Annotated in this window: 20 protein-coding genes and 1 riboswitch; of the genes, 9 read left to right on the forward strand and 11 right to left on the reverse strand. The window is 46.9% G+C overall.

From position 1 onward, the window contains the following. A complete protein-coding gene (locus tag Q4Q52_RS04385) occupies window positions 1-1,158 on the forward strand; it encodes a cupin domain-containing protein (protein ID WP_311990093.1) in 1,158 nt (385 codons plus the stop codon). A 171-nt stretch (window positions 1,159-1,329) separates the two neighbouring features. Here Q4Q52_RS04385 and umuC read toward each other — a convergent pair whose 3' ends face one another. The 3 genes from umuC to Q4Q52_RS04400 form a co-directional block, all read right to left on the reverse strand. After that, entirely contained in the window at window positions 1,330-2,604 is a 1,275-nt protein-coding gene (gene umuC, locus Q4Q52_RS04390; protein ID WP_311989919.1) for a translesion error-prone DNA polymerase V subunit UmuC, read from the reverse strand. Beyond that, complete coding sequence (gene umuD / locus Q4Q52_RS04395; protein WP_006081811.1) at window positions 2,601-3,020, reverse strand: translesion error-prone DNA polymerase V autoproteolytic subunit; 420 nt, start codon at window positions 3,018-3,020, stop codon at window positions 2,601-2,603. Before umuD ends, umuC begins: the two co-directional genes overlap by 4 nt. Before the next feature lie 285 nt (window positions 3,021-3,305). Continuing rightward, window positions 3,306-4,697, reverse strand: a complete 1,392-nt coding sequence (locus Q4Q52_RS04400; RefSeq protein WP_311989920.1) for an SLC13 family permease — start codon at window positions 4,695-4,697, stop codon at window positions 3,306-3,308. An 80-nt stretch (window positions 4,698-4,777) separates the two neighbouring features. Between Q4Q52_RS04400 and Q4Q52_RS04405 the strand changes: the two genes are divergently transcribed. Further along, a complete protein-coding gene (locus Q4Q52_RS04405) occupies window positions 4,778-5,620 on the forward strand; it encodes a helix-turn-helix transcriptional regulator (RefSeq protein ID WP_311989921.1) in 843 nt (280 codons plus the stop codon). Between the two features lie 44 nt (window positions 5,621-5,664). Here the strand turns inward: Q4Q52_RS04405 and Q4Q52_RS04410 are convergent, their stop codons facing one another. The 3 genes from Q4Q52_RS04410 to Q4Q52_RS04420 form a co-directional block, all read right to left on the reverse strand. After that, window positions 5,665-6,849: a hypothetical protein gene (locus tag Q4Q52_RS04410; protein ID WP_006086808.1), complete on the reverse strand. Its 1,185-nt coding sequence runs from the start codon at window positions 6,847-6,849 to the stop codon at window positions 5,665-5,667. 464 nt (window positions 6,850-7,313) lie between these two features. Further along, window positions 7,314-9,890, reverse strand: a complete 2,577-nt coding sequence (locus Q4Q52_RS04415; protein WP_311989922.1) for a glycoside hydrolase family 15 protein — start codon at window positions 9,888-9,890, stop codon at window positions 7,314-7,316. Between the two features lie 306 nt (window positions 9,891-10,196). Next, window positions 10,197-11,852 (reverse strand): MFS transporter, encoded by a 1,656-nt coding sequence (locus tag Q4Q52_RS04420; RefSeq protein WP_311989923.1) that lies wholly within the window; start codon window positions 11,850-11,852, stop codon window positions 10,197-10,199. Window positions 11,853-12,515: 663 nt separating this feature from the next. On the opposite strand from Q4Q52_RS04420, the gene Q4Q52_RS04425 reads away from it, so the two are divergent. The 3 genes from Q4Q52_RS04425 (at window position 12,516) to Q4Q52_RS04435 (ending at window position 15,049) form a co-directional block, all read left to right on the forward strand. Next, window positions 12,516-12,809 (forward strand): YciI family protein, encoded by a 294-nt coding sequence (locus Q4Q52_RS04425; RefSeq protein WP_311989924.1) that lies wholly within the window; start codon window positions 12,516-12,518, stop codon window positions 12,807-12,809. Window positions 12,810-12,958: 149 nt separating this feature from the next. After that, the gene (locus Q4Q52_RS04430) at window positions 12,959-13,732 is read left to right on the forward strand and encodes an alpha/beta fold hydrolase (protein WP_311989925.1); all 774 of its coding nucleotides are present in this window, start codon (window positions 12,959-12,961) and stop codon (window positions 13,730-13,732) included. Window positions 13,733-14,041: 309 nt separating this feature from the next. Beyond that, complete coding sequence (locus Q4Q52_RS04435) at window positions 14,042-15,049, forward strand: class I SAM-dependent methyltransferase (RefSeq protein WP_311989926.1); 1,008 nt, start codon at window positions 14,042-14,044, stop codon at window positions 15,047-15,049. Window positions 15,050-15,151: 102 nt separating this feature from the next. Here Q4Q52_RS04435 and Q4Q52_RS04440 read toward each other — a convergent pair whose 3' ends face one another. The 3 genes from Q4Q52_RS04440 to Q4Q52_RS04450 all read right to left on the reverse strand — a co-directional run bounded on the left by Q4Q52_RS04440 (window position 15,152) and on the right by Q4Q52_RS04450 (window position 19,067). Next, on the reverse strand, window positions 15,152-15,601 hold the full coding sequence (locus Q4Q52_RS04440) for a carboxymuconolactone decarboxylase family protein (RefSeq protein WP_311989927.1): 450 nt from the start codon (window positions 15,599-15,601) through the stop codon (window positions 15,152-15,154). A 43-nt stretch (window positions 15,602-15,644) separates the two neighbouring features. Beyond that, window positions 15,645-16,559: a helix-turn-helix domain-containing protein gene (locus Q4Q52_RS04445; RefSeq protein ID WP_311989928.1), complete on the reverse strand. Its 915-nt coding sequence runs from the start codon at window positions 16,557-16,559 to the stop codon at window positions 15,645-15,647. Between the two features lie 375 nt (window positions 16,560-16,934). Then, window positions 16,935-19,067, reverse strand: a complete 2,133-nt coding sequence (locus Q4Q52_RS04450; protein WP_311989929.1) for a glycoside hydrolase family 97 protein — start codon at window positions 19,065-19,067, stop codon at window positions 16,935-16,937. A 255-nt stretch (window positions 19,068-19,322) separates the two neighbouring features. Here Q4Q52_RS04450 and Q4Q52_RS04455 point away from each other — a divergent pair, with 255 nt between their 5' ends. From Q4Q52_RS04455 to Q4Q52_RS04465, 3 genes are all read left to right on the forward strand, one after another. Beyond that, window positions 19,323-20,114, forward strand: a complete 792-nt coding sequence (locus Q4Q52_RS04455) for a tRNA (adenine(22)-N(1))-methyltransferase TrmK (RefSeq protein ID WP_311989930.1) — start codon at window positions 19,323-19,325, stop codon at window positions 20,112-20,114. Window positions 20,115-20,367: 253 nt separating this feature from the next. After that, window positions 20,368-20,898: an NUDIX domain-containing protein gene (locus tag Q4Q52_RS04460; RefSeq protein WP_311989931.1), complete on the forward strand. Its 531-nt coding sequence runs from the start codon at window positions 20,368-20,370 to the stop codon at window positions 20,896-20,898. A 188-nt stretch (window positions 20,899-21,086) separates the two neighbouring features. Next, window positions 21,087-21,650, forward strand: a complete 564-nt coding sequence (locus tag Q4Q52_RS04465) for a tRNA-uridine aminocarboxypropyltransferase (protein ID WP_409373415.1) — start codon at window positions 21,087-21,089, stop codon at window positions 21,648-21,650. A 55-nt stretch (window positions 21,651-21,705) separates the two neighbouring features. Here the strand turns inward: Q4Q52_RS04465 and Q4Q52_RS04470 are convergent, their stop codons facing one another. Together Q4Q52_RS04470 and trhA are read right to left on the reverse strand one after the other, a co-directional pair. Beyond that, window positions 21,706-21,882 carry a hypothetical protein gene (locus tag Q4Q52_RS04470; RefSeq protein WP_311989932.1) on the reverse strand — a complete coding sequence of 59 codons (177 nt, stop codon included), beginning with the start codon at window positions 21,880-21,882 and terminating at the stop codon, window positions 21,706-21,708. Further along, window positions 21,858-22,541, reverse strand: a complete 684-nt coding sequence (gene trhA, locus Q4Q52_RS04475; protein WP_311989933.1) for a PAQR family membrane homeostasis protein TrhA — start codon at window positions 22,539-22,541, stop codon at window positions 21,858-21,860. Before trhA ends, Q4Q52_RS04470 begins: the two co-directional genes overlap by 25 nt. Before the next feature lie 506 nt (window positions 22,542-23,047). Between trhA and Q4Q52_RS04480 the strand changes: the two genes are divergently transcribed. After that, window positions 23,048-24,238: a hypothetical protein gene (locus Q4Q52_RS04480; RefSeq protein ID WP_311989934.1), complete on the forward strand. Its 1,191-nt coding sequence runs from the start codon at window positions 23,048-23,050 to the stop codon at window positions 24,236-24,238. A 167-nt stretch (window positions 24,239-24,405) separates the two neighbouring features. Beyond that, window positions 24,406-24,504: riboswitch (TPP riboswitch) on the forward strand. Window positions 24,505-24,561 lie beyond the last annotated feature (57 nt).

The following is a 24,561-nucleotide window of genomic DNA, read 5'->3' on the forward strand; positions in this document are numbered from 1 at the left end:
ATGCAACTCGATATTAACGGCTTAACGCCCGCGCAATTTTTAGCAGAATATTGGCAGAAAAAACCTTTGGTTATCCGCCAAGGATTCAAACATTTTCAAGATTTAGTCTCGCCCGAAGAATTAGCGGGCTTAGCCATGGATGAGCTGGTGGAATCTCGGCGGGTGTACCAACAAGCTGGCAAATGGCAGGCGGAATTTGGCCCCTTCGATTCCTACGATCATCTCGGAGAACGGGATTGGACTTTAATAGTCCAAGCCTTGAATAACTGGGTGCCCGATGCGGAGGCCTTGATCCAATGCTTTGATTTTATTCCGCGCTGGCGTTTAGATGATGTGATGGTTAGTTTTGCGACGCCAGGCGGTGGCGTGGGGCCGCATATCGATCTGTATGATGTGTTTATTTGCCAAGGCTCGGGACGTCGCCGTTGGCGCGTGGGCGATCTGGGGCCGCATAAAGAGTTTGCCGCCCATCCCGCTTTGCTGCACACCGAAGCTTTTGACCCGATTATCGATACTGAGTTGTTGCCCGGCGACATCCTTTATATTCCCCCTGGATTCCCCCATGACGGCATAACCTTAGAACAGTCGTTAAGTTTTTCAGTGGGTTATCGCACCGCCTCCGCCAAATATATGATAAGTGCTTTGGCCGATCATTTGTCTGAACAGGATTTAGGCGCACAGCAGATTTCAGATCCAGACCGCGAGCTGACCACCCGCAGTGGTTGTGTCGATAATGGCGATTTAGCGCGGTTACGCACCCAACTGACCAATATGCTGACCGATGAACTGGTGAGCGAGTTTTCGGGCCGCTATTTAACTCAGTCAAAATGCGCCTTAGATTTACCCGATGAGCCATTGGACATCACGCAAGACGAAGTGCTCTCTTGGCTCGATGAGCAGCCGCTTATTCGCCTCGGCGGACTGCGCTGTTTGTATTTTGATATCAATGTGGCACAGGGTGTTGTCTATATTAATGGTGATAAGTATCAGCTTTCAGCCGAATTGGCCGCAGTGATCCCATTACTATGTGATAGTAATCAGTTGGATAAAGCAGTCTTAGCTTCTTGGTTAGCCCATGCTGATTTGCTCACGCAACTTACCGAATGGGTGAATCTAGGCTACTGGTACTTTGAAGATCTCAGCGATGAAGAGTGTTAAGGCGGAATGAGTTATAGCTTGATGGGTGTTAATAGCGCTTTAGCGTTAACGCCCGACGGGGCTTAGCGCTATATATTTTTTAGAGCTAGATGGGTTTTAGTGCTATATGGATTTTAGAGTTAGGTGGGGTCTGTAATTCGCAGGCGGTCATTTAGCCACTGGATTTGTTGATTATTTCACTATGGGTAATTGTGCCCATTGGGTGGTGTAACGAGGAGAAAGGTGCTCACGCTTCATTCCCCAAGTCGGGTCAATACCTTGTCCTGCAAACCAAATTTTTCCATGACCGCTGTGGTTCACTTTATCGAGTAACTGCATCAACTCTTTGCTTTTAGGCCTAGGCGTGACGTCATCGAATAATCCGAGCTGAAACACGCCAGCACCAAAAAAATCCCCTAACATGACACCAGCCTTTGCATAGGCATGACCTTCACGCCAAATGCGTTGTAGTAGGCTTTGGCCAAGGGTGACAAAATCACGCGTGTCATTGCTGGGGCGAACTAAACTGCCCGACAGCGATTTGCTGTACTGGGGAGTTGCATCGCTAAAAGGGCTAGTACGGACAAATACCGACATTGCTTTTGCGTACTGGCGCTCGGAGCGCAGTTTTTCACAGGCCCTAAAAGTGTATTCATTGATTGCCTGTTGCATCGCTTCTAAATTATCAATACGGCTGCCAAAGGATCGGGAGCTGATAATTTGTTGCTTAGTGGCGGCGACCTCTTGTATGTCATCACAGGCAATGCCGTTAAGTTCGCGTACCGTGCGCTCAACGGTGACAGAAAAGGTGTCGCGGATAAGCTTTGGATGCGCATCCGCCAATTGCAACGCGGTATTTATGCCCATGATGTTCAAGCGTTTTGTAAGTCTACGGCCTATTCCCCAGACTTCGTCGACAGGGATAAGCGCCATCAGCCGTCGTTGGCGTTCACGGTCGCGCAAGTCAACCACGCCCCGCGTCGCGGGATAGCGTTTCGCGGCATGGTTTGCCAGTTTAGCGAGAGTTTTTGTCGGTCCAATGCCGACGCAAACACTGATCCCAATCCACTGCGGTATCCGTTGATAAATATCTAAGGCAAGCTGATGAATATCAATGCATTTATCGAGACGAGAAAGGTCTAAAAACGCTTCATCAATACTATACACTTCTACTTTCGGTACCATTTGCTCTAAGGTGGTCATGACTCTATTTGATATGTCGGCATAGAGTGCATAGTTGGAGGAGAATACCGCAACCTGATGCTGGCGGAGTTGGTTTGCGATTTGATACACAGGCACCGCCATCTTAATGCCAAGTTGTTTTGCCTCTGCCGAGCGGGCGACGACGCAGCCATCGTTATTGGATAACACAACAATCGGCCTGCCAGCTAAATCTGGCCTAAACATCCGCTCACAGGAGGCATAAAAATTATTGCAATCGACGAGGGCAAATAATGAGGGCGTCATTTGAGCTTTTTTACCACGTTGGTCACCACCCCAAAGATGTTTAACTCAGACTCATCATTGATGGCAATCGGGGAGAATAAGGCATTACGTGGCAGTAATTGCACCACAGGGCGCAGCTGTAATTGCTTTACAGTAAACTCGCCGTTGACTGCTGCGACAACGGTATCCCCGTGGGCCGGCTGTAATGAGCGATCTACCACCAAAATATCACCGGAGAAAATCCCCGCTTCGATCATCGAATCCCCTTGGACTTTGACAAAAAACGTGGCGGCGGGATGCTTGATGCATAACTCATTGAGATCTAATGTTTGTTCTACATAGTCTTGGGCAGGTGACGGAAATCCTGCGGCAATCAAGGAGCTAAATAGCGAGAGCCGATATTGGGTATGTTTGGCGAAGCGGCCTAGGATCATCATAATAAATCACAATATACTGTACGTATGAACAGTATAGTCTAACAATGAAACTTATCGAAATAATTTATGTGGGGACAGTTGTGTTATCGATCCAAGCGCAAAGATGCACTTGTTTTAAGCTGTGTGCTGATCGTATGCGCTGTAGAGTGATGAGTGTCGAGTGCTGGATAATTGATGATGCCTGCTCTAAAGCCCCCTTGGCTACGTCAATATCACCAAGGGTGAGTGTTACGTCAATTTGATTTAGTTAACGTACTTTAGTTAACCCGCTTTAGCTAACGCAATTTAGTTAATCCAACCGAGCCATAGCCACCACAGATAATCCAGTGGGATAAGTGCAATTAGAGTGATTGCCGCCAGCGGTAAGGTGATGTTAAGTAGTTTGCTTAAGGGCTCTTGGGATAATTGCATCGCCAAAATCAACGGGGCAACCTGATAAGGAAAAATCACGGTTGAGAAACCGATCACCTGCGTCATTAATACTGCAGGGGTGGAGAAGCCAGTTGCATTGGCAAAATCTGCCGCCATGGGGGACAACACTGTCGGCACACCTGGAACCGTTGCCACTAATCCCGTCAGCGTCCCCATCAGCGATAACGACATGAAATTCAGGAACGATGCCCCTTGCTGCAATGGTAGCCATTCACTGAACAGTTGACCTAGCGCAGTGCCAAGTCCAGATTGATTGACCAATGCTCCCAGACCTAAGGCCGCCGCGACAAAAATGACGGTCGCAAAATCCACCGAACTATTAAAACTCATAGGCTCAAGCACTCCCCATTTGGGGAGCAATAACAAGATAGCGGTGGTCAGTCCAACCCACGCCGGATTGACCCCGTGCAGTGAGTCTGTCACCCAAAACAGTAAAGTGATCGCAAGTAATACTGTGACTTTCTTTTGCATACCAAGATTATAAGCTTCTGTTTCAATAACGCTTTCAGGTCGATTTTCATCTATTTTTGCAGGAAATAGGAAGACGACTAGCGCCACAATCAATATCGATTTGAGCAAACCAAGGATTGGAAAATGCAGTAAGAGATACTCGGTATAACCAAAATGGATATTGAATAGATTCTCGCTGGAACCCGCCAATATCATATTGGGAATATTCGCGGGCAACACGGCAAAACTGGGCATGTTACACGCCAGTGCCAAGGCGGTCGCAATGCCTATCCGCCCATGACTACCACGAGCAAAACCGACTTGCTCAGCTAACGCCATACCAATTGGCACCATGACCACCGCACGGCCAACGGATGAGGGCATCACAAAGCCAAGCAGCACGGCACTAAAGACCAAACCCGCAATCAAGCGTGGATAACTTGAGGTCAGTATGGGGGCAATCAAACTGGCCATTCTGCGACTTAAACCAGACTGAGTGATGGCACTGCCAATCACAAACCCTGAAATGATTAACCACACCGCAGTCGAGCCGAATCCTGAAAAAAGTACACTCGGCTCAATGAGTTTGAAAATGGTGGCAAGGGCAAAAAATATTAATCCCGCCATAAAGGGCGGGAAAAAACCTGTACTCCAAAACATTAAGGTCACTAATACTACGCCACCGCTATAGGAAAACACCGCGGGATGCTGACTCAGCGGAAAAAGTGCAAGTAAAGTAGCGATCAACAGTGCACTGAAAAACGCTAGCGGTTTAACGTCAATAAAACGTTTCATGTTTACCGACCTATTGGGTTGAATACGTAAAAGATGCCAACTAAGATAGCTGACTTAGTTTGGCGTTTTAAGAGGGTAATATGTCAAAACCTGTTCTTAAAGCGACATTATTAACGCCCAGTGACGTGGCGTTTATCACAGATGCCAATCGACCTGTGCTAACCCATACTCGCAATATGGCGGCGGAAGCGGGCATCGAGCCTCATTCTCATCCGCGGGGGCAGCTACTTTGGGCCGCGAAAGGCTTGTTACGTGTCCGCAGCGACAATGCCGTCTGGGTGGTACCTTCAACCCATGCGGTGTGGATCCCCTGCAATTTGCCCCATCAAGTGAACAGCGAAACCCACGCCCACACTCGCAATATCTATATTGATCCTAGCTATGATGTTAGGCCACAGGATACAAAAGTGGTGATGGTGACGATGACAGCGCTGATGCGCGAACTGGTGCTCAAACTCTGTGAGAGTTCACACCTTTTAGGCAGTGGACAACTGCATCGGCTGGGTTTGGTTGCCATTGATGAGCTCGAAACTCTGGACAGCCTAGATGCTCATTTACCCGCAGGCTCAGATCCAAGACTCAGCCGCTTGATCCAAAAGTTGATCCGGCACCCAACAGTGAATTACACCCTGACCGAGTTAGCCGAAATGGGCGGCGCGAGTGTGAGAACGATTGAACGACTATTCAAAGCTGAAACTGGGCTCACTTATCGACAATGGCGGCAAAGGTTTCGTTTGTTAAATTCGCTTGAAAGCTTAAGCCAAGGAGAGAGCACGACTAGGGTGGCACATAGTCTAGGTTATCTGAGCGTCAGCAGTTTCAGTGCGGCTTTTAAAATGCAATTTGGTTGCACGCCGCAAGATTATCCGCAGCATAAGCTGATGAAAAACAGGAAAAATCAGTTTACTCCCGCGCAAGAATAAACTGAGTCAGCCATAACAAATATCTATGTTTTGTATATCGATTCTTATAATTGGCCAGTCAGAGTGGAGTTAATATTCGTGCTATCTTGTGGGAGTCGAGTAACAAGCTCCGCTCGTTGATGCTCAAGTCTGTTAAACCTTTCCTGATAAGGGGTTAATGAAATAATGCCAGAGCAGAGTATGAATTTCCCTACGGGGTTATAGATGTATTGGCTGAAAGTTTCGATTGATAAATTGCTAGGACATTCATTCAGGGGAGCCGTGTCGTTTAGGATCGCGGCATAACGATTGGCGGTATCTTGGTGTTGCATCAATGGTAGCAGTAACCACTCTATTAGCTTTGTATTTATGTCAGTATCACTAGTGACCTGTGTCGCTCTGGTTATCTGGGTAAAGTAATACCATTCGCCCCTTTTTACATTGTCAAACGAAAGTACTTCTGGTGACAGTGCATGCTTCCAGCTTGGTGGTAACGCCTCGATTAGTTGTGAATGCGGCAATTGACTCATTACCAACTCTCCAAGTTTCATATTCGCTTCCATTCCAGCATTACTCATCATCTTACCGATAAGCATATGAGTGCTTGCTGATAGCCGTTGCCAAAATAGCATATCTTGGTTGATTGCCTCGGCGACTTGTAGGGGATCCATAGTGCTGGCATCGGTCAGTACATTAAACAGATAGAGTTTTTGTGCTGCTAACAGATGGGTAAAGGGCATACTATCTGTAAAAACATTAAATTGGCTGCCATCCTGCCAAGTACCGATATTAAGCAGCTGCTGGTAGCGGACGATTAACCAATTATATTCATCGAGTAAGGCGTTAAGATTGTTCTCTTGTTTAAGCATTACATTACAGCTGGAGAGAAAATCATCTTCTTTGATGCATTGTTCAAGCGGTAATTGGGGCTTTTCAAAACGGATTTGTTGGTTATCTTGAGGTTTATCCATAACCCCGAGGTGTTGTAACTTCTTGAGGCGTTCTAGTCCAACATCCATTGGCGAAGCAGTATTGCTGACATCAAAACCGAGTACAAATACATAAGCATTATCGTTAAGGTGATTTGATAGTGCATTATCATTTTCCGCGATGTCGGCTAAGTAGTTTTGTGCCAGTTCAGAAGGTGGACTGTCTCGAAAATTTATAAGCAGAAGAATGAAATATAAACTGACAGGAATACATAATAGAGAGATTAAAATCCATTTCATTACCCGCAAAAAACGTCGCATTAAAAATCCTGTTAACAAATTAAACCGCCATTAATTACATAATGTAACACGATTTGGTTGCTTGGGAAGTCAGCCTGTGAAATATATGTAAAAGATCACCGCAACTTTCATCAGGTTTGATGGATGTTGTTAGCATAACAGGGCTATTCTTCGTCTGTTTTTTGCGCACTGTACACTGGTTGTGAATGAACTCGGTGATATGCATCTTTAATTCAGTATGAAAAGGGCATTAATTCTATAAAATGAGTCTGACAGGTCACAGCCAGATATAAAAAAGGCGAGAACAACATTTGTGAGTTGTTCTAGCCCTTAATTTATTAAAGCTAAAGCATCGTTAAGCTCATGCGCTGTTTTAGTGTGTTATTTCAGCACATTTTTTCAATGCGCTATTTCAATACACTATTTCAATACACTATTTCAATACGCTATTTCAATACGCTATTTCAAAAAGCTACTTCAATTCGTTATTTCAATGCCGTTGGGACGATGGGGTAGTTATCCCAGACTTGGCCGTCGGTCATCGAGCGCACCAGTTTGATGTATTCGGCATGGGTCCAAGCTAGCGGTGTGGCTGAGTTAGTGCCTTGTCCGAGTTGGTAATGGTAGCGGGTGGCATCGCCGACACCGTCCCACGCTTGCTCGGGTAACATCATGCCCGCATTCGCAAACGTTTCCATGCCTTGCACATAGGTGTTGATCAACTGCTGCTTGGTTTGCTGCGCGTTATTGCCTGTTAGCTCGCCTTTTGCTTGGGCGAGTGCTAATTCAAAATGACCGCGCTCGCCAGTGAAGAAGGGCCAGACGCGGCCACGTTGATCGGCGCTGTTGCTGCCCGATTCCGCATAGTTCTTGCCAGAAACCGTATCCTCACCGTAGCCATCGTTGCCATAACGTCTAAAGCCTGGGATTTTGCTGCCATCTTTAGCGGTAAACTCATATTTAAGGCGCAAATTAGAGTCAAGTTCAGTGTTATCAATCAATTGAAGGCTTTGATTGATGAGCTTGTCGGTTGCACCGCGCACGCCATAACGTACTAGTTCTAAAAATCCGCCATCGAGGATCTGACGCTGATCTAAACCTTGCTTACCGTTATTCGCTGCCAGTGTATCGCTAGTATTTGGCTCGCCATTCGGGCTTAAACGTAAATAGTAAGGCGCGCTGACGCCTGCACTGTTCTTCAATCGTCCTTGGGTGGTGACTAAGTGTCTTTCTAAGCTGTCACTTAGGCCTTTAGCAGCGGCAAGATAACGGCTGCTGGAGTCGGGATCCTTGGCTTCTTTGGCGATGTCACTCGCGGCAACAAGACCTGCGATCACGGCGGCCGTTGTCGAGGGGGAGTAACCCGCCTGTTCTTCCCAACGTTCTTGCTGGGTTTTGGGCGGGGTAATTTGGGTGTGATTCCAATCCAGATTGACCTCACCGCCGCTGATCAAAAAGTCCGCTGCACCTTTGAGCATCTCTTGATACCAGTGACTGATCTCATCAGGGCTGAGTACACCCGCTTGCCAGAGCTTCCAGCCGAGCATGATTGGCATGGCGGTTTGATCGAGCTGTACACCAACCCACTCAATTTGGCCATCTACATGGGTCTTTTGCAGGAACCAACCCGGCGTACCCGTAAAGCCGGGCGTCTTTTCGGTTACTTGCACTTTTTTCAGGTATTCGAAGGCCACTTTGGGCGTTTGGGTGTCACCCATGGCGAGGAATGCCATGGCACATTGGTAAAAGTCACGCGGCCATACCGCTTTATAGCCAGTACTCGGAACGGCTGCTGAAACCGTATCGCCCCAAGGATTGGATAACGAGGCGATAAGTGCGCCCGCATAGGTTTTATCTTCCTGCGCTTTCAAGACCATAGCACTGGTATACAGCAGCTTGCCGTTATCTGTGGTGTTGTTGGCCATGTTTGCGATGGCGGGCAGCGAGCTTAAGTAATCGTGCCAGCCGACATGGGTTGCATCGCCTTTGTAGGCGCTCAGCACTGCATCATAACCTGCGGCCAAAGTGGCATCGGCATTGGCTAAACTCTGGGCTTCATCTTTACCAAAACCGATGGCGAGATTAAAGGTGACGGGTTTGGCTTTGATGAGCGTAGGGTAACTTGCGGTAAAGGCGATATTGCCGACGGTCGATTTATCTTGCGCACTGGTCGTTTGATAGGGCGTATCGAGTGTGCCGTTATCGGCCAAATCGGCTAGGCCATCGGAGACGCCGACAAAGCCAGTGGTGGCTTGCACAAAATTCAGATCGGATTTTACCGTCATCACGCTGCTGTCTTTGGCTGCGGTATAGGCCACTAGCGCCTGATTATTAGCATGAGTGTTGGCATGATTGTCTGCATGAGTGTCGATGCGGCCGATATCATTGGCGCCCGCGTTATCGATATGCGGATTGACATACAAATGCGGCGTAATGCCGTCTTCAAAGGCGGTAAAAGTGACGCGCATCATTAGGGTGTCGCGGTCGGGATCGGTAAAGATATGCTTTTCAATCTGATACTTACCTTCAACATCTTTGTTGATAATTTTATAGGCAAGGGATTGTGGGCGACCGTTAGCATCTGTATCTAAATATTCTATGCTGCTGATGGTGTTATCTTTTTCGGTATCGACAAAGCCATTGCCCGTGATCACAAATTGCAGTTCTTTGAGCTGCGCATTATGGATCAGACCATACATGGTTTCGGTTAAAATACCTTGGGCGAGGGAGAACCAAACGCGGCTAATGGGATTTTGCTTGGCATCTTGGTATTGGCCTTGGGTGTAAGGCTCGTAAGACGTCCCAATACCGGTTTTACCCGAAAATGCCCAAGTCGGCGCTTTACCCGGTGCGCCGGGGGCAACCTGCTGCACATTTGATGCGGCATTGCCACTCATGCTTGGTGTGGCTGAATTCGATGTGGGTGAACAGGCTGTGAATCCTATTGTCCCTAATAGACTTGCGGCGACGGCAAGCGCTAGGCGACTACGCCTTGTTAACGTTTGTACGTGACGGGTTTGGCTAGTGTGCAGATCCTGCTGCGGTGTAGGACTCGATTCCATCTCGTTCTCCCCAAATAATGGTTATATTTTTATAGTGATTGAATTGATATAAAGGCTTCATGCTGCGGTGAATCGCCAAATTGCCGAGTTCACCGCGCTTAACGTATCTGGATGTATGTCGACTAACTACCTCTTATCTAACGACCTAGCATCTAACTGACTGTTATCTAACGGCCTGGCATCTAAAAAAAGTCACACTTAATTGTTCACTGCTTAACTGTTCACCACTTAAGTGGGCGCAGCTTAATTGAGTGCCACCTCATTGGGCGTCACTGCTCTCAGTGAACTGTTATCAGTGAACTGCTATCAGTTCACTTTGTTTGCGGCTTTTGTGGTTAAGTTGGTTTTGCTATTTACGGCGGCGCTTTGGCCATTTTGATCCACAATCTCTTGCTCAACAAAAAGTACGGCAATACCAGCGCACATCATCAAGATGCCACCTGTGATTAGTGCATAAATAGGTTGACCATCGAACAAACCATTGAGTATTAAACCCAGCACACTGGCGGCAAGAAGCTGCGGGATCACGATGAAGAAGTTAAAAATCCCCATGTAAACGCCCATTTTCTGCGGGGGTAACATGCCCGACAACATGGCGTAGGGCACAGATAAAATGGACGCCCACGCAATACCGACACCTATCATCGGCAGCCATAACAGGCTTGGGTCTTTAATAAAAAAGAAACTAATCAAGCCTATACCGCCACAGAACATATTGACTGTGTGGGTTAGCTTGATGCCGATACGCTTAGCCAGCATAGGAATAAAAATCGCGGCAATGGCGGCAAAGCCATTGTAGGAGGCGAACAGCACGCCGACCCAATCTGCGCCGTCGTTGTAGGCCTTAGACAACACATCGCTGCTGCCAAAATGGTAGGACGTCACGGCAGCTGTGGTGTAAATCCACATGGCAAACAGTGCAAACCAAGAGAAAAACTGCACAATCGCCAGTTGATGCATGGCTTTGGGCATATGGAATAAGTCATCGACCACGCTAAATACCATGCCGAGCTTATTGCGTTCAGCGGGTTGCGAATTGCCTAAACGCAGCGCGCAATACAGTTGCAATGGACCAAAGGCGAAAATCCCTAAGCTTAAGATATACAGTTGCTTGTCTAGATCCTGCGCCCAAATAGCGAAGGTGAGCAGGGCGCCGAGCCCCATCCACACGAAGGACGCAAATTGATAATCCTTGCGGGTACGAGTGCGAGCTAAGGTTTCATCCTCAGCATCGACTTGTTTAGCGTTAAAGGCGGCTAACTCTTCGGGGGAATATTCTCTTGTCGATACGACAGTCCAAGTGACCGCGAGCAATAATACTGCGCCACCGAAATAGAAGGCATAACGCACTGAGTCGGCAATTTCACCCGCTGGTGCAGTATTCGCGACAGCAAAAAAGTGAGTCAAAATATAGGGTAAGGCCGAAGCGACCACAGCGCCAATACCGATGAAAAAGCTTTGCATGGCATAGCCTTGGGTACGCTGGCTTTTCGGTAAATTGTCACCAACGAAAGCGCGAAACGGCTCCATGGCGATGTTGATCGAGGCATCCATTATCCACAACATGCCCGCGGCAATCCACAGGGTAGGTGAGTGCGGCATGATAAAAATAGCAAGAGTGGTAAAAATCGCGCCAATCAAAAAATAAGGGCGGCGACGGCCAAGGCGTCCCCAGGTTTTATCACTCAAATAACCAATAATAGGTTGAACCAATAAACCCGTCAGCGGCGCGGCAATCCACAGAATGGGGATTTCATCGATAGATGCACCTAAGGTTTGGAAAATGCGGCTGACGTTAGCATTTTGCAGGGCAAAACCAAATTGAATGCCTAAAAAACCGAAGCACATATTAAAAATTTGCCAGAAATTCAGCTCAGGTTGTTGCTTGAATGAATGCGGCGCCTGAGGCGTGGCAGCTTGATGGCTATCTTTTTGATTAGCCTGTTGATGATTCGAAGACATTAAACTTCCTTTCTGTTGCCGGCAGTATTTCTGCCTTGAGTGCTTATTGTTTTAATTGTTTTGCCGAGCAATGGATTGGCACTGTACTTTGCTTTTATGTGGATCGCTATTCATCACAGCTAAGAGGCTTGTGTTAAAGGCTTCCTGTAAAAGCCAGCAAGTCCCCGAAACAACCGATAGTTAGATTCAAAGCTTGTTCGCTATGGTTTCGCGCATGCTATGAATGAGTCTGCTCTGTGAAAAAATGGCGAATATACCTCTCCTTCAGAAGTATATTCGCCAATAAATTCATTTCTAAATTGGACCTCTGCCTTAGTTAAAAGCGGTCAGTCCAAAAGAATGGCTCAAAGCCAGTCAGCAGAAAGAACTTAAGCCTGATAGCAATCCTTGTATATAACCCTATCAGAAACGACCTCACAGATTTCAAACCCCACAAGCAGAGGGTGAAACTAGCGGATTTATAGTAGCCTCGGCGTGGATTTGTGCACAACTGCTTACATACGTATTCATCATGGGTTGATAACTTCTGGTAAACAGGGGCGCAACCTGCTGTTGGCTATTTTTAACTTTGCTGGAAGCTAAGTTCATTTGACACTTTAGGACCGCACTATATAGTCAGCTGGGGGAACCCTATGCCCCAAACTTGTGAATAAGAGGATACTTATGTTTGTTGTTTCGCTCACCTATAAAAAGCCGATTGCCGAAGTGGAGTTACATTTAGCCGGGCATATTGCTTATCTTGATCAGTATTATGCCGCAGGGACTTTTGTCGCCTCGGGTCGCAAAGTGCCACGTACTGGCGGCGTCATCCTCGCCAAGTCTGAGAGTCGCGCGGCGCTAGAGGCCATTTTGCAGCAAGATCCGTTCTGCATTGCCGATGTTGCCGAGTTTGAGGTGATAGAGTTTGTGCCAACTAAAACCGCGCCCGGATTAGAGTCGTTAATTGAAGTGATTTAATGACCTTTTAAGGCTGTCGTAAAGACTGATATCGACAGGTTTGATTTCATCGCTAGATTTCGTAGCTTGAGCGGAAGGTGCCTAGTGGCTGAGATTGGTGCGATTGAATCCGTTGAACTAGAAAATTGGGACGCGATAAGTAGGATTTAATGGATCAAATTTGGACTGAATTACAACAGGCTAAGGTTTTTAAAACCTTTTCTGATACTGGTGAAAGCGTACATTTCTACCATGCCAATGGTTTTCCATTAGGTGTTTATGCGCCCTTATTGGCCAAGTTGCAGCAAGCCTTTAGCCTTAATGCACTCGAGTTAAGGCCGACATGGCCCGATGTAGGTTTACCGCCAAAGCGCCGAGATTGGCAGCTATATGCCGATGATTTGATCTTGCATATTGAGCGGCATTGCAGTGCGCCAATTGTGGGAATGGGTCATTCGATGGGAGCAACCAGTACCATTCTTGCCGCCATCAAAAGACCTGATTTGTTTAAAGCCCTGATACTTATTGAACCTGCAATGGTATCGCTCCCTATCGCTTGGTTTGCCAAGTTAATGCCTAAATCATTAATGAATTTGACCGCGCCCGCCAAAAACACCTTAAAGAAGCGCGATGCGTGGGAAAGTCGTGAGCATTTCCTTGAATATTGCAAAATGAGTAAGTTATACAAACGCTTTGATGATGAGGCGTTTGCCGCCTTAGCCCAATTCGGGGTTTATCAACACAATGATGGCCAATTCACGTTGAAGTTTCCTAAACGGTGGGAAGCGCATAATTACACCCAGCCGCCGAATGTATTATCGATATTGCGGCAGATAAAGCTTCCCTGCGTCGCTATCCGAGGGAAACCGTCAGTGTTCTTTTCTGAAGCGACTTGGCAGCGTTGGCAACAACTCACGCCAAACACAGTGTTTTTAGAAGATTAGCGATATGGGCATCTGTTGCCGTTAGAAGATCCCTCTGCCTGCTTAAGCCTTATCCATCAAGGACTCAGTGAATTGAATCGCAAACGGGAGGCATAGGTGAGTTTGAGCATGCATTGAGCCGTAACGACTAAAGCTAAAAAGTGAATGAAGGCAATCAAGCTAGGTCGTTGTCCTACTATGCACTTTTTAAAGCCTGTTTTTCGCACTGGCAGGGTGAATTTATCCGATATTCTGAGTGCTAGTTTGTTATTATGCCGTTTTCCTTCTTGAAACCTTACGCAGGTTTCCGCTGCGCGAGTCCCGCTTTTTATGTCTATTCAAACGCTGTTATCGACGGCTCTGGCGAAACGCCATGATTTTTTACAACAAGCAGAACAGGATCAAACCGATTGTTTTCGGGTATTCCATGGCACAGTCGAAGGCGTGAGTGGCTTGAATGTCGACCGTTACGGCGATACTTGGCTAGTGCAGAGTTTTCATCAGACCCTAACCGACGAAGAGTTAGCCGATGTGAGTGCCGTTTTGCTGCAACAGGCCGATTTGCCGATTGTGTATAACGACCGCTCATTAGGTAATTCCCGGGTATTGAACGCGTTATCACCCGCACTGACAGAGATTGCAAGTGCTGAGCGAGTGATGCAGGAAAATGGCATCAAGTTCAGCACTAAACTGCGCCACGAAGGGCAAGATCCGCTGTTATTCCTCGATATGCGTATTGGCCGTGAATATGTGCGGGCACACAGCCAAGATAAAACCGTGCTGAATTTGTTTTCCTACACCTGCGGTATTGGCACTGCGGCAGCCATCGGTGGCGCGACTCGGGTGATGAACGTCGACTTTTCTTCCTTTGCTTTAGCCACGGGCAAGGCGAATGCGGCGTTAAATCAGGTGTCCAATGTGTGTGAGTTTGTGCAGAGTGATGCGTTTCCGGCCCTGCGCCAATTGGCTGGTTTGAGTGTGGGAGGGCGCCGCAATCAAAAATTACCGAGCTACCCAAAATTGCCGCAAACCCAGTTTGATCTGGTGTTTCTCGATCCACCGCGTTATGCCAAGAGCGCTTTCGGTATTGTCGATTTGATCAATGATTATCAAGGGTTATTTAAGCCCGCATTAATGGCGACCAAAGTCGGTGGTACTATAGTGTGCTGCAATAATGTGGCGAAAGTCGAGCGCCAAGCTTGGTTCGATAGCTTAGTGCGCTGTGTTGAAAAACAAGGCCGCAGTGTCACAGCGCACACATGGCTCGATCCCCATGAGGATTTCCCGTCATTCGATGATAATCATCCACTTAAAATTGTCGCGCTGACCTTAAGCTAACGGCATAGCAATACGAATGGCATAGTGATACGAGCGACACAGTGATATCAATAAACAGGGCACCCGATGCGGTGCCCTGTTTATTTGTCCATTGATGTGCCGCTAGATGGGTTGCAGGTGGAAGGCAATCGCGACGCGGTTCCAGCCATTAATGGCAATGATTAAGCTGGTGAGGTCGACAATTTCTTTCTCGGAATAATGCTCAGTAAGCGCCGCATATTGACTGTCACGCACGGGCGCAGTAGCAACTTGGGTTAAGATTTCTGTCCAGAGCAGCGCTGCACGTTCCCGTTCATTAAAGAGTCCATCGACCTCGTGCCAAGCGGCAAGTAAATCTAAACGCAGCTGTTCTTCACCGTCGCTTCTGGCTTCTTCTGCGTGCATTCGCTGACAAAACGCGCAGCCATTGAGTTGCGATGCTCTAAGCTTGACTAAATGCACCAGTAATGGCGAAAAGTGGGAGTCGCCGGCTGCTTTGTCTAAGCTTAACAGTGCGTTGGCGAGTGCGGGTTGTAGCTGATAAATTTGCTGGCGTGGTATACGTTCTGGCATAAAAGCCTCCTATAAGCTGAGGCTTCAATCTAAGCTGTTAGCGCTATGTAGGATTGGAGATTTGCGACATTTTACGCTTTTTGTATTGTCCTGGAGTTTGCAGTGTCACCCGTACAAAGTGTTGATGTAGATGGGCTTGATCGTAAAATCCGCAATCGAATGCGACCTGCACTAGGCTGAGGTTAGGTGATTGGCTGAGTAAGTTTCGGGCGATTTTGACTCTGTTTAATTGCAGTAACTGCGCGGGTGACAATCCGGTTTCTTGTTTAAATCTTCGTTCAAACTGGCGGCGACTTAGGGGCTGTTGCCTATAGAAATCCTCTAAACTGGCTTGGGTTTGAATAAGCTTTGGTAAACTCGCCTGCACTAAGCTAATCATAGCGCTTTTATGTAGAGATAAGGCCGCATCAAATTGCTGCTGGTTGAGTTGCAATAGCCAATGCTCAAGTAGGGCGATGCGTTGGGCTGGCTGATTGGTTTCCGCCAGTTGTGATAGCAGTTGATCCAATCCCGTTAGTTGTAATTGCGTCGCATCAATAGCCGTCACTGATGCGGCAGACAGAATATCTTGCAGTTCAATGCCGAGTAAATGAAATGCGCCGCCGGGGTGAAAGCGAACTGTCATCAGCTCGATTCCTGGCAAAAAGGCGTGGGAATGTCGGCTCTGACCACAGTGAAATAACACTTGAGGTTCTTCGCCGCTGAGCGTTTGAGTCAGTGTTTGTGTTGGCGTTGGGAAATAGAAATGCAGGCTAGTGCCGCCGTCTGGATAAAATGTCTGCTCAATGCTTTGCGGTAAATCAGTCGCTACGCGCAAATGAAAGTAGCGCTGCACCCAAGGGCGAAGTGGCGCTAAGGGTTGAAAATGGCTAAAGCCTAAGTGCGCGAGTTCAGTCTCGAAACGCTTAAAGCTGCGCATTTCTAATAAATTTGCCCGATATCGCAAGCTGAGCACCATAAGCAAGTAAAGGAAGGTCAGATTAATCTAACTGAGGCATTTTTGCACCTGTGTTGGTTGTACGCATTTGCCTTGGACTTGGACTGGCATGGTCTGTCTACGATGTGGGTGAGTTTGCGAGGGCATTTATAGCCTGTTTATTCGATTTATACCGATTTGTCTGCCAATGAGCACGAACTGAATCTAGGCCAACATAACTAAGTCGTTTCGAAGAGGGTTAACTTTTACGTTTGTATTGGGATCAATAGGTGTTAGAGGGCAATAAAAAGTCACCAGGGACAAGGTGCATCCTTGGTGACTTTCTGTTTTTTTACTCTGTATTTTCACACTCGCTTAAGCATTTAAGTTAATACGCTGAACTGAACGCGATGAAATCTAAAGTGCTTTAAAGCGTATTGCTGTACCGCCACTGCTGGCGAGTGCGAGGTTTAGGCTATCTTTAGCATTCACTTCTTTAGTCTCAATCACATAATCATAGGGATTAGTTTTCCAATCGGCGTTTGCGCCATCTCGGTAAATTTGCGCTTGGTAACGTTTATTTGGGGAGAGGAAATCCAGTTTGACCGTGACCTTGCGCGCGGTTTCATCCGTGAGTGCACCTAAGTACCAATCACCTTGATCCTTCGCTTGGCGGGCAAAGACCACATAGTCGCCGACTTCACCGGCAAGCGCGACACTCTGATACCAATCTGTGGGCACATCGCGGATAAATTGGAAGGCATCTAAGTGCTTTTCATAATTGCGTGGTAAATCCGCTGCCATTTGGATTGGGCTATAGAGCACAACGTACAAGGCGAGCTGTTTGGTCAAGGTGGTTTGCACACGGTTTTGCACATCCAACCCCTTAGGTGCTAAGTCAAAAATCCCCGGGGTAAAGTCCATTGGGCCAGCGAGCATACGGGTGAACGGTAGCATGGCCGTATGTTCAGGGCTATTTGGTGGGCTACCCCAGGCATTGTACTCTTGGCCGCGGGCACCTTCGCGGGCGATCCAGTTCGGATAGGTTCGGCGCAGACCCGTGTCTTTGATTGGCTCGTGACTATTGATGCTGATATGGTGTTTCGCAGCTTCTGTGACGCTGTGCAGATACTCACCCACCATAAACTGGCCGTCGTGCCACTCGTGACGGGTAATGCCTTTGTCATCGATACGCTTGATTTGGCCACCATCAGCGACATAGCCCGTCTTGACTTGGGTCACACCGTGCTGCTCATACAGGGCAAAGGCATCAGCCATTTGATCGCGATAATGGGTGACTGAGCCTGCTGTCTCGTGGTGGCCGATTAAACGCACCCCTTTTTTCGCCCCGTAGGCGGTAATGGCGGGCAGATCGAAATCGGCATAGGCCTTAGTAAAGCTAAATTGATCGCCATTATGGAACCAGTCGCCGTCCCAACCTTCATTCCAACCTTCTACCAATACACCATCAAACTGATATTTAGCGGCGAAATCCATATAGCGTTCGGTTTCGCTGGTGGTGGCGCCGTGGGTTGGGCCCGAACCCCAAGTATTTTCATTTAAGTGCATTCCCCACCAAATACCGACGTATTTCCCCGGTTTTACCCAAGCAACATCGCCGAGTTTATTGGGCTCATTGAGGTTAAGGATAAGGTGCGAATTGAGCAGCCCAGTCGCGCTGTCGGCAATTTGAATGGTGCGCCACGGCGTATAAAAGCCCACTTGAGTTTTGACGCGAATGCCATCGGACCAAGGCGTGAGATCGGCCTTAAGCTTGCCATCGCGCTGTTGATCTAAGGTCATGGCGGCAAAGTCAACCAAGGCGGCCTCGTGAATACTTAAGTGCGTACCGTCCGCGAGTTTAAAGGTGAAGGGCGTGTGGACTCTATCGACGTCTTTCAGCGCTGTAGTGCGATACAGGTATTCGTAGCGATTCCAGCCACGGGCCGGGATCCACCAAGCGGTGGCTTTATCGGCTTGGCCGACATTGAACTCGGTTAACTCGTCTGTGATTGAGAGCGGCGAATTAGCGGGAAGGGTAGCTTGTTGGGCTAAGTGATAGCGAAAGCCAATACCATCGTCAAAGGCTTTAAACTCGACTTCGAGTTGCACCTTGCCGTTGCTTAATACTGCGGTCAGTTGATTGTGCTGATCGCGGATCCATTCCTGCTCGCCCCAAGGTTGTTGCCACTTGTCATCGGCACTTTTTTTCTCGCTGCTGTTAATCTGCAATCCTTGACCGAGTTCACCAAGGGATTGAAAAACTAAGCCTAAGCGGCTCGGTTCTATGACTGTCTTGCCGTGAAAATTGATTTTATATTCGGGGCGGCCAGTATCGTCACTCAAGCTGATTTGAATTTGTTGGTTGGGTGAGCTGACGGTAACGGTTTTGGCAAATACGTTGGCACTAAAGAGACTCGTAACCGCAAGGGCGATAAGTGTAGGGCACAATAGCGCTTGCGATCGCTTTTGGCGTGATGAGCTCTGGCGAGCGTGACTCTTTGTTAAGTGACGGCCAGTAAACTGAATAGGGTTGGTCTTGATGAACATTCCTTGATCCTTGTTTTTATAATGAATGTGACTCACAGCATACTAGTGGCGATGGCTTTTTAACCGCAACGGCCTGCATACGTATTCACCACATTAAGGCGTGACGTAACAGAAGTGACGAGAAGCATTGCGAGGGCACGAACAAAAGATGTGGTTTGCTTTTGACTCGGGTAGAATGCGCGCTTTATTTTTGCTTAAAAATGCAATTTAGCGTGGGATTTACAGTATTTGGAGCCGCAGCAATAAGGTCAAACCGTGAAAATTAGCCAACGTTTACAACAGATAAACAGCATGATCAGTGGTCATTACGATCATATTTGGGATTGCTGCTGCGATCATGGTTTACTCGGTATGCTGTTGCTAGAAAGGAGCGCTGCCCGCCATGTACACTTTGTCGATTGTGTCCCTTCGCTGATGCAGGCGCTTGAACTGCGTTTGCAGCGTTTCTTCCCCGCAGAGATATCAGGCCTTAATCCACACTTAGACCTACACTCAGACCCACACTTAAACCTAGACATGGACCCAAATTTAAGTCGTCATTCTCAGTGGCAAGTGCATTGCCTTGATGTTGCGGCTTTACCGCTCGCGCAAACCAGTGACAAAGATAAACAGTTGATTATCATCGCTGGTGTGGGCGGTGAACTGCTGGTGGACTTAGTGAAGGCAATTCTAGCCAAGCACCCACAGCGGCACCTCGAATTTATTTTGTGTCCCGTGCATCATAATTATTATGTCAGGCAATCACTCACTGCCTTAGGGTTAGGGCTGAAGTCGGAACACTTATTGGAAGAGAATCAACGTTTCTACGAAATCCTCCATGTCAGTACAATCGCGGCTCCAAATGGTCGGCCTATCAGTGCTACGGGTTCGTTAATGTGGCAGATGCTAGATGAAGCAAGTTTGCCGCGAGCGCAGCGTTATCTGTCGCAGGTGATTGGTCATTACCAACGCATGCCCACGCATAAGCAAACACCAGAGATTATTGATGCTTATCAGCAGCAATTGGCCCAGCTCTTGAGTGAGCATAGTGAGTTTGAATGCTCTTGAGCATTTTTGCCGTTTAGGCATTACGTGAGCACTAAAGATGAGAATCAGGCGAAAGAGATGATGCATCGCGATCTTAACATCATGTGTAAAACGATTTTAGTTTAACCCTTTAATAATCAAGAGTCTAATCGCTAAAACCTATTAATCACTCGAACGGGACTGAGTGTGATTATTGCCTCTGCTACAGTTTTTGATCTGCATTTGGCACATTTTCGTTTATGCTGCGACTCCTTTTCGGCAAATGGCTAAGACTATGCGTTTATTGAGAACCACCCAAGATCCAGCGGTTAACCTACAGACGGCACGCGTTTTTTATCGCAGAGCTGCCCGCGCGATAGTGTTATCGGGTGAAGACATTTTGCTGCTGTATACCCAAAAATATCGCGATTACAGCTTACCCGGCGGCGGGATTGACGACGGCGAGAGCCTCGAGGATGGACTGATCCGCGAGCTACAGGAAGAAACCGGCGCCCTAGACATTCAAGTGTTAGCCCCCTTTGGTCGTTACGAAGAGTTTCGGCCTTGGTATCGTGAAGGGGCGAACGTAGTGCACATGGAGTCATTCTGTTACGTGTGCCGTATCGACATCTCACTGGGCGAGCGTGGTTTAGGTGAGACTCGATTAGAAGCCCATGAGATAAAAAATGGCATGCGGCCTGAATGGCTTAATATTCATCAAGCTATCGCTCATAACGAAGATATTCAGCGTAATCATCCCCATAAAGGCCAATCAATAGAGCGTGAAACTTTTCTGCTAAAACAGATAGTATTGGAATGTTTATAAGTTTTATATTTTAAATCAAAGTGTTAATCTATGATTTTATTTCACGACAAAATTGATTTTTATGATTTGTTGGCAATTGAACACGGTTATTTTAACCTGATCTTTTAAGTGGATGTGCTTCGAGCCAGTACCTGACTCAGTGGACGTTTAAGGCTATTTCTCACTCTTTTGCCGCAGCAAGGAAGGCAATGCAGATTATTTTATTGACCCACGAACGCGAGTTAACCCGCAAAACAAATACTGGCCAACTTGCGTTAGCCGCATTCCCTGAAGAGGTGAAAAGCATCGTCTGGTCGAGAACTACACCTGATAACGATTTAGTGGCAATGCTCGCATCCCAGCAGGCCAAACTGTTGTTTCCAGCAAGTGATACTGAGCCCGCTGTGCCCATTGATCATAATGCTTTAGATACGGTGTTAGCTGAGCCAGCGCTCTCGAATGCACAAATGTTGTTAGCGGCAGCGCAATCTACAGTCATAGCAGCACAGCGAATGCCTAACCAAGTAGTGATTTTAGATGCAACCTGGCAGGAGGCGCGTAAGATGCTGCGCCAGAGCCCCTATCTTAAAACGGCTGCACGAGTCAGTTTGTCGCCACTTATGCCTGAATCCGCCTTTATATTGCGGCGTAATCAGCAAGAAGGGGGCTTGTGTACCGCAGAATGTATTATTGCGCTTTGGCGGCACTGTGGCAGAGCAGAACAAGCGACGGTATTAGCGTCGCTGTTTACTGAATTGAATAGCCGTACTTGATTGCGATGTTTGAGAGAGCGTTCGAGGAAGTGCTTGAATAGATAATTAACGACTGTTAGCTTTGACCCATAGATAAATCACCATCTGTTAAGTCATAGTCAGTTAAATCACCATCAGTTAAATCACCATCAGTTAAATCACCATCAGTTAAATCATAGCCATTTAAATTAAAGCCAGTTAAATCACCATCAGGTAAATCATAGCCATTTAAATAACAGTCAGATAAATACACAGAAAGTGACTCATGGCACCGCCAAGCACGAACAAATGCCAAATGGCATGGTTAAATGGAATGCGTTTCCCGACGTAGAACACCACCCCTAAAGTGTAAAATAACCCGCCTAAGATCAATAGATTGAAACCCAACTCCGACATGGCCGCCGTTAAATCGCCCATCACAGTGACACATAGCCAACCCATGGCGAGATACAAGACTAAGCTTAACTTTTTGAATTTGTGAATAAATAGCGTCTTAAATAGGACCCCACCAATCGCAAGCGACCAAATCGCTGTTAAAATCACTATCGATTGCGTCCCCTGTAGGCTTATCAGCATCAAAGGTGTGTAAGTTCCTGCAATCAAGCAGTAAATTGCGCAGTGATCGGCGATCTTAAGTTTATGTTTCCAGCCTGAATGGCTAACGCTGTGGTATAAGGTTGAGCATAGAAAAAGCACTATGATGCTCGCACCATAAATGGCAACGCCTGTTAGTTGAGTTGGCGTTAGATGATCTTGCCCTTTGAGTAACATCAGTACCAATGCCACTATGCCTGCGATGACGCCTAAGCCATGGGATACGCTATTAGCGATCTCTTCTTTAATACTATACGGCCCAGACTTAGCAGGGTTTTTAGCTGGGTTTTGTTGTTCGATAACACTTTGACTCGACATGGTAGATACACACTCGCAAACGATAATGACTGAGTCTATCAGTTAGAAAAATAAATCACCATATTTAAGCGTACACTTGTAAGCTTAAATTGGTAGCTGGCTTCTATTGTATTCACCTTTTATCTTTTTAAAGCCGTCTTGTATTCCCGTCAGCGTATCGCATTGATGATGTTATCCGCTTAAAGACGTAAGAGTTAACAAGCATTTGCCCTTCAATTTAGCGCGATTGTGATCCCAATTCCCAGCCTTATTTGCCTAAACCGACAAGTGTCTAATTAAGCATTGGCGTTAGCACTGCGCTTGTAACGTGTTGCTTTCGCGTTGAACTTTACCCTGTTTGCCTCCTCTAATCTGCGTTGAGCACTCGCAAGTAAATGCAATCATTGGATAATTTTCTTTCAATATTCAGCAACCCGATATTGGATTGATATTGAATTAGAGTGCAATGGTTCCACGTTTAGCATCATCGAAATCAATTGAGACTACACAAAACCTAAGGATGGATTTTGCCTTTTCAACGTCAACCCGAAGCCGCGCCTTTATTGACAGTATCTCCTACAGCAATAGCGATTGGAGATGATGCTGATAGTGATTTGCCTATTTCGGTCACATCGTCATCGGTCACATCGCCAGAATGCGAGACTTTTATTGCATTTGATGATCACCTCAGTGATCAGGGTGATGCTTTGGCATCTGAGTCTAAATTAGAATCCCAATTTGAACTGTCTTGTACGTTACAAACCTATGCTCAGGCATTGGGGGCGGGATCCGTTTTACGTGCTCGTCAGCCGTATTTCAAAGGATTAAGTCTACTTTTTTTTGTGCTCTTAGTGCATTCGTGTTTATTCTTACTTATCTGCATTTTGTGGCGCCCACAGTTAAATCCCTTTGGATTAACGGAAACAGAAAGCCGGGGCCCTAAAGTGACGGCGCTCAAAGCTTATTTTATTTATGCTCCCGCGGTAGAGAAGGCTGAAAGCGCTGCGCTAGAAACAGAGAGCAAGGCCGAGGATAAGACTGAGATGACAAGTTCTGTTACGCCTACAACTGTTCCCACGCCTCCAACTCAAGTTAAGCCTCTGCCAATATTTGAAAAGGTCGTGCCTGAAAAAGTAGATCAGGGAAAAGTGAAGCCAGATACGGTTAAACCGGACATCACTCAATCGAGCCAATCTCAATCAAGTGCCCAAAGTGAAGTACAGCCCGCGGAAGTGACGGCAAAAAAACCAACTAATGCGCTTGATACCACAGAAATAAAGCCGCAGCTTGGCGCTAAGAGTTCGCCCGCAGCAGAAGGTGAGAGCACAATAGCGACAAGCTCAAACATGAGTTTATTCACCCAGCAATATTTTGAACGTCAGCGCGAGCAAGCGCTCGATGATCTCGTCATTGAACAGGCCGATAAATTCACCCGGAAATCGAATATGAGTGAAATGAGCCCTGAGATGGAAGTGTTATTTGTCCCTAACGCCGATGATTTCGGTGGCACAACGAGCCTAGATTTACCCTTAGATCCAAATCGTATTGTGCGTAAAGGGGATACTTGTTATCGCGTGGTACAAGTCGGCACTCAAGTTAATCCTTACGCCGAAAATTTAGGCTTCCCATTTGACTGCAGTGGCAAAAAAATCAATCAAGCTATTGATGATGCCATTCAATCTCGATTAAATAAAATGATGCTCAAACCCCATAAATAGTGACTTTCTTTTATGATCTATTTTCATGCTAATTATAACTTTTTTAGTTTAATTTTATTTAATTAATTAAAAACAATGAATTATGAATCTTTATTTTGGATTGGTATTTAAGGCTTTTAATTACTTTTTTCCTTGTTTGTTGCTGCCGCTTCTGTCTATACTGCGCACTCATCTTGTCGGAGTGCCTCTTGGCTGAGACCGTTTATTCGGGATCCGTTGAACCTGATCAGGTTAAAACCTGCGAAGGAAACAAGCGTAATAACACATATTAAATCGCCAAAATAGACGGCTTGAACACCTGTTAACTCAGCAGTGTTTTAAGC

The organism is Shewanella sp. SP1S2-4, from assembly GCF_031932075.1.
Classification (GTDB): Bacteria; Pseudomonadota; Gammaproteobacteria; order Enterobacterales; family Shewanellaceae; genus Shewanella; species Shewanella baltica.

Bases quoted from the DNA above. Each gene is read 5' to 3' on its own strand.
- umuC (WP_311989919.1), bottom strand. From the start codon at position 2,604: ATGACGCCCTCATTATTTGCCCTCGTCGATTGCAATAATTTTTATGCC.
- Q4Q52_RS04405 (WP_311989921.1), top strand. From the start codon at position 4,778: ATGTCAAAACCTGTTCTTAAAGCGACATTATTAACGCCCAGTGACGTG.
- Q4Q52_RS04400 (WP_311989920.1), bottom strand. From the start codon at position 4,697: ATGAAACGTTTTATTGACGTTAAACCGCTAGCGTTTTTCAGTGCACTG.
- Q4Q52_RS04440 (WP_311989927.1), bottom strand. From the start codon at position 15,601: ATGCCAGAACGTATACCACGCCAGCAAATTTATCAGCTACAACCCGCA.
- Q4Q52_RS04450 (WP_311989929.1), bottom strand. From the start codon at position 19,067: ATGTTCATCAAGACCAACCCTATTCAGTTTACTGGCCGTCACTTAACA.
- Q4Q52_RS04425 (WP_311989924.1), top strand. From the start codon at position 12,516: ATGTTTGTTGTTTCGCTCACCTATAAAAAGCCGATTGCCGAAGTGGAG.
- Q4Q52_RS04410 (WP_006086808.1), bottom strand. From the start codon at position 6,849: ATGCGACGTTTTTTGCGGGTAATGAAATGGATTTTAATCTCTCTATTA.
- Q4Q52_RS04460 (WP_311989931.1), top strand. From the start codon at position 20,368: ATGCGTTTATTGAGAACCACCCAAGATCCAGCGGTTAACCTACAGACG.
- Q4Q52_RS04430 (WP_311989925.1), top strand. From the start codon at position 12,959: ATGGATCAAATTTGGACTGAATTACAACAGGCTAAGGTTTTTAAAACC.
- trhA (WP_311989933.1), bottom strand. From the start codon at position 22,541: ATGTCGAGTCAAAGTGTTATCGAACAACAAAACCCAGCTAAAAACCCT.
- umuD (WP_006081811.1), bottom strand. From the start codon at position 3,020: ATGATGATCCTAGGCCGCTTCGCCAAACATACCCAATATCGGCTCTCG.
- Q4Q52_RS04420 (WP_311989923.1), bottom strand. From the start codon at position 11,852: ATGTCTTCGAATCATCAACAGGCTAATCAAAAAGATAGCCATCAAGCT.
- Q4Q52_RS04385 (WP_311990093.1), top strand. From the start codon at position 1: ATGCAACTCGATATTAACGGCTTAACGCCCGCGCAATTTTTAGCAGAA.
- Q4Q52_RS04415 (WP_311989922.1), bottom strand. From the start codon at position 9,890: ATGGAATCGAGTCCTACACCGCAGCAGGATCTGCACACTAGCCAAACC.
- Q4Q52_RS04435 (WP_311989926.1), top strand. From the start codon at position 14,042: ATGTCTATTCAAACGCTGTTATCGACGGCTCTGGCGAAACGCCATGAT.
- Q4Q52_RS04465 (WP_409373415.1), top strand. From the start codon at position 21,087: ATGCAGATTATTTTATTGACCCACGAACGCGAGTTAACCCGCAAAACA.
- Q4Q52_RS04445 (WP_311989928.1), bottom strand. From the start codon at position 16,559: ATGGTGCTCAGCTTGCGATATCGGGCAAATTTATTAGAAATGCGCAGC.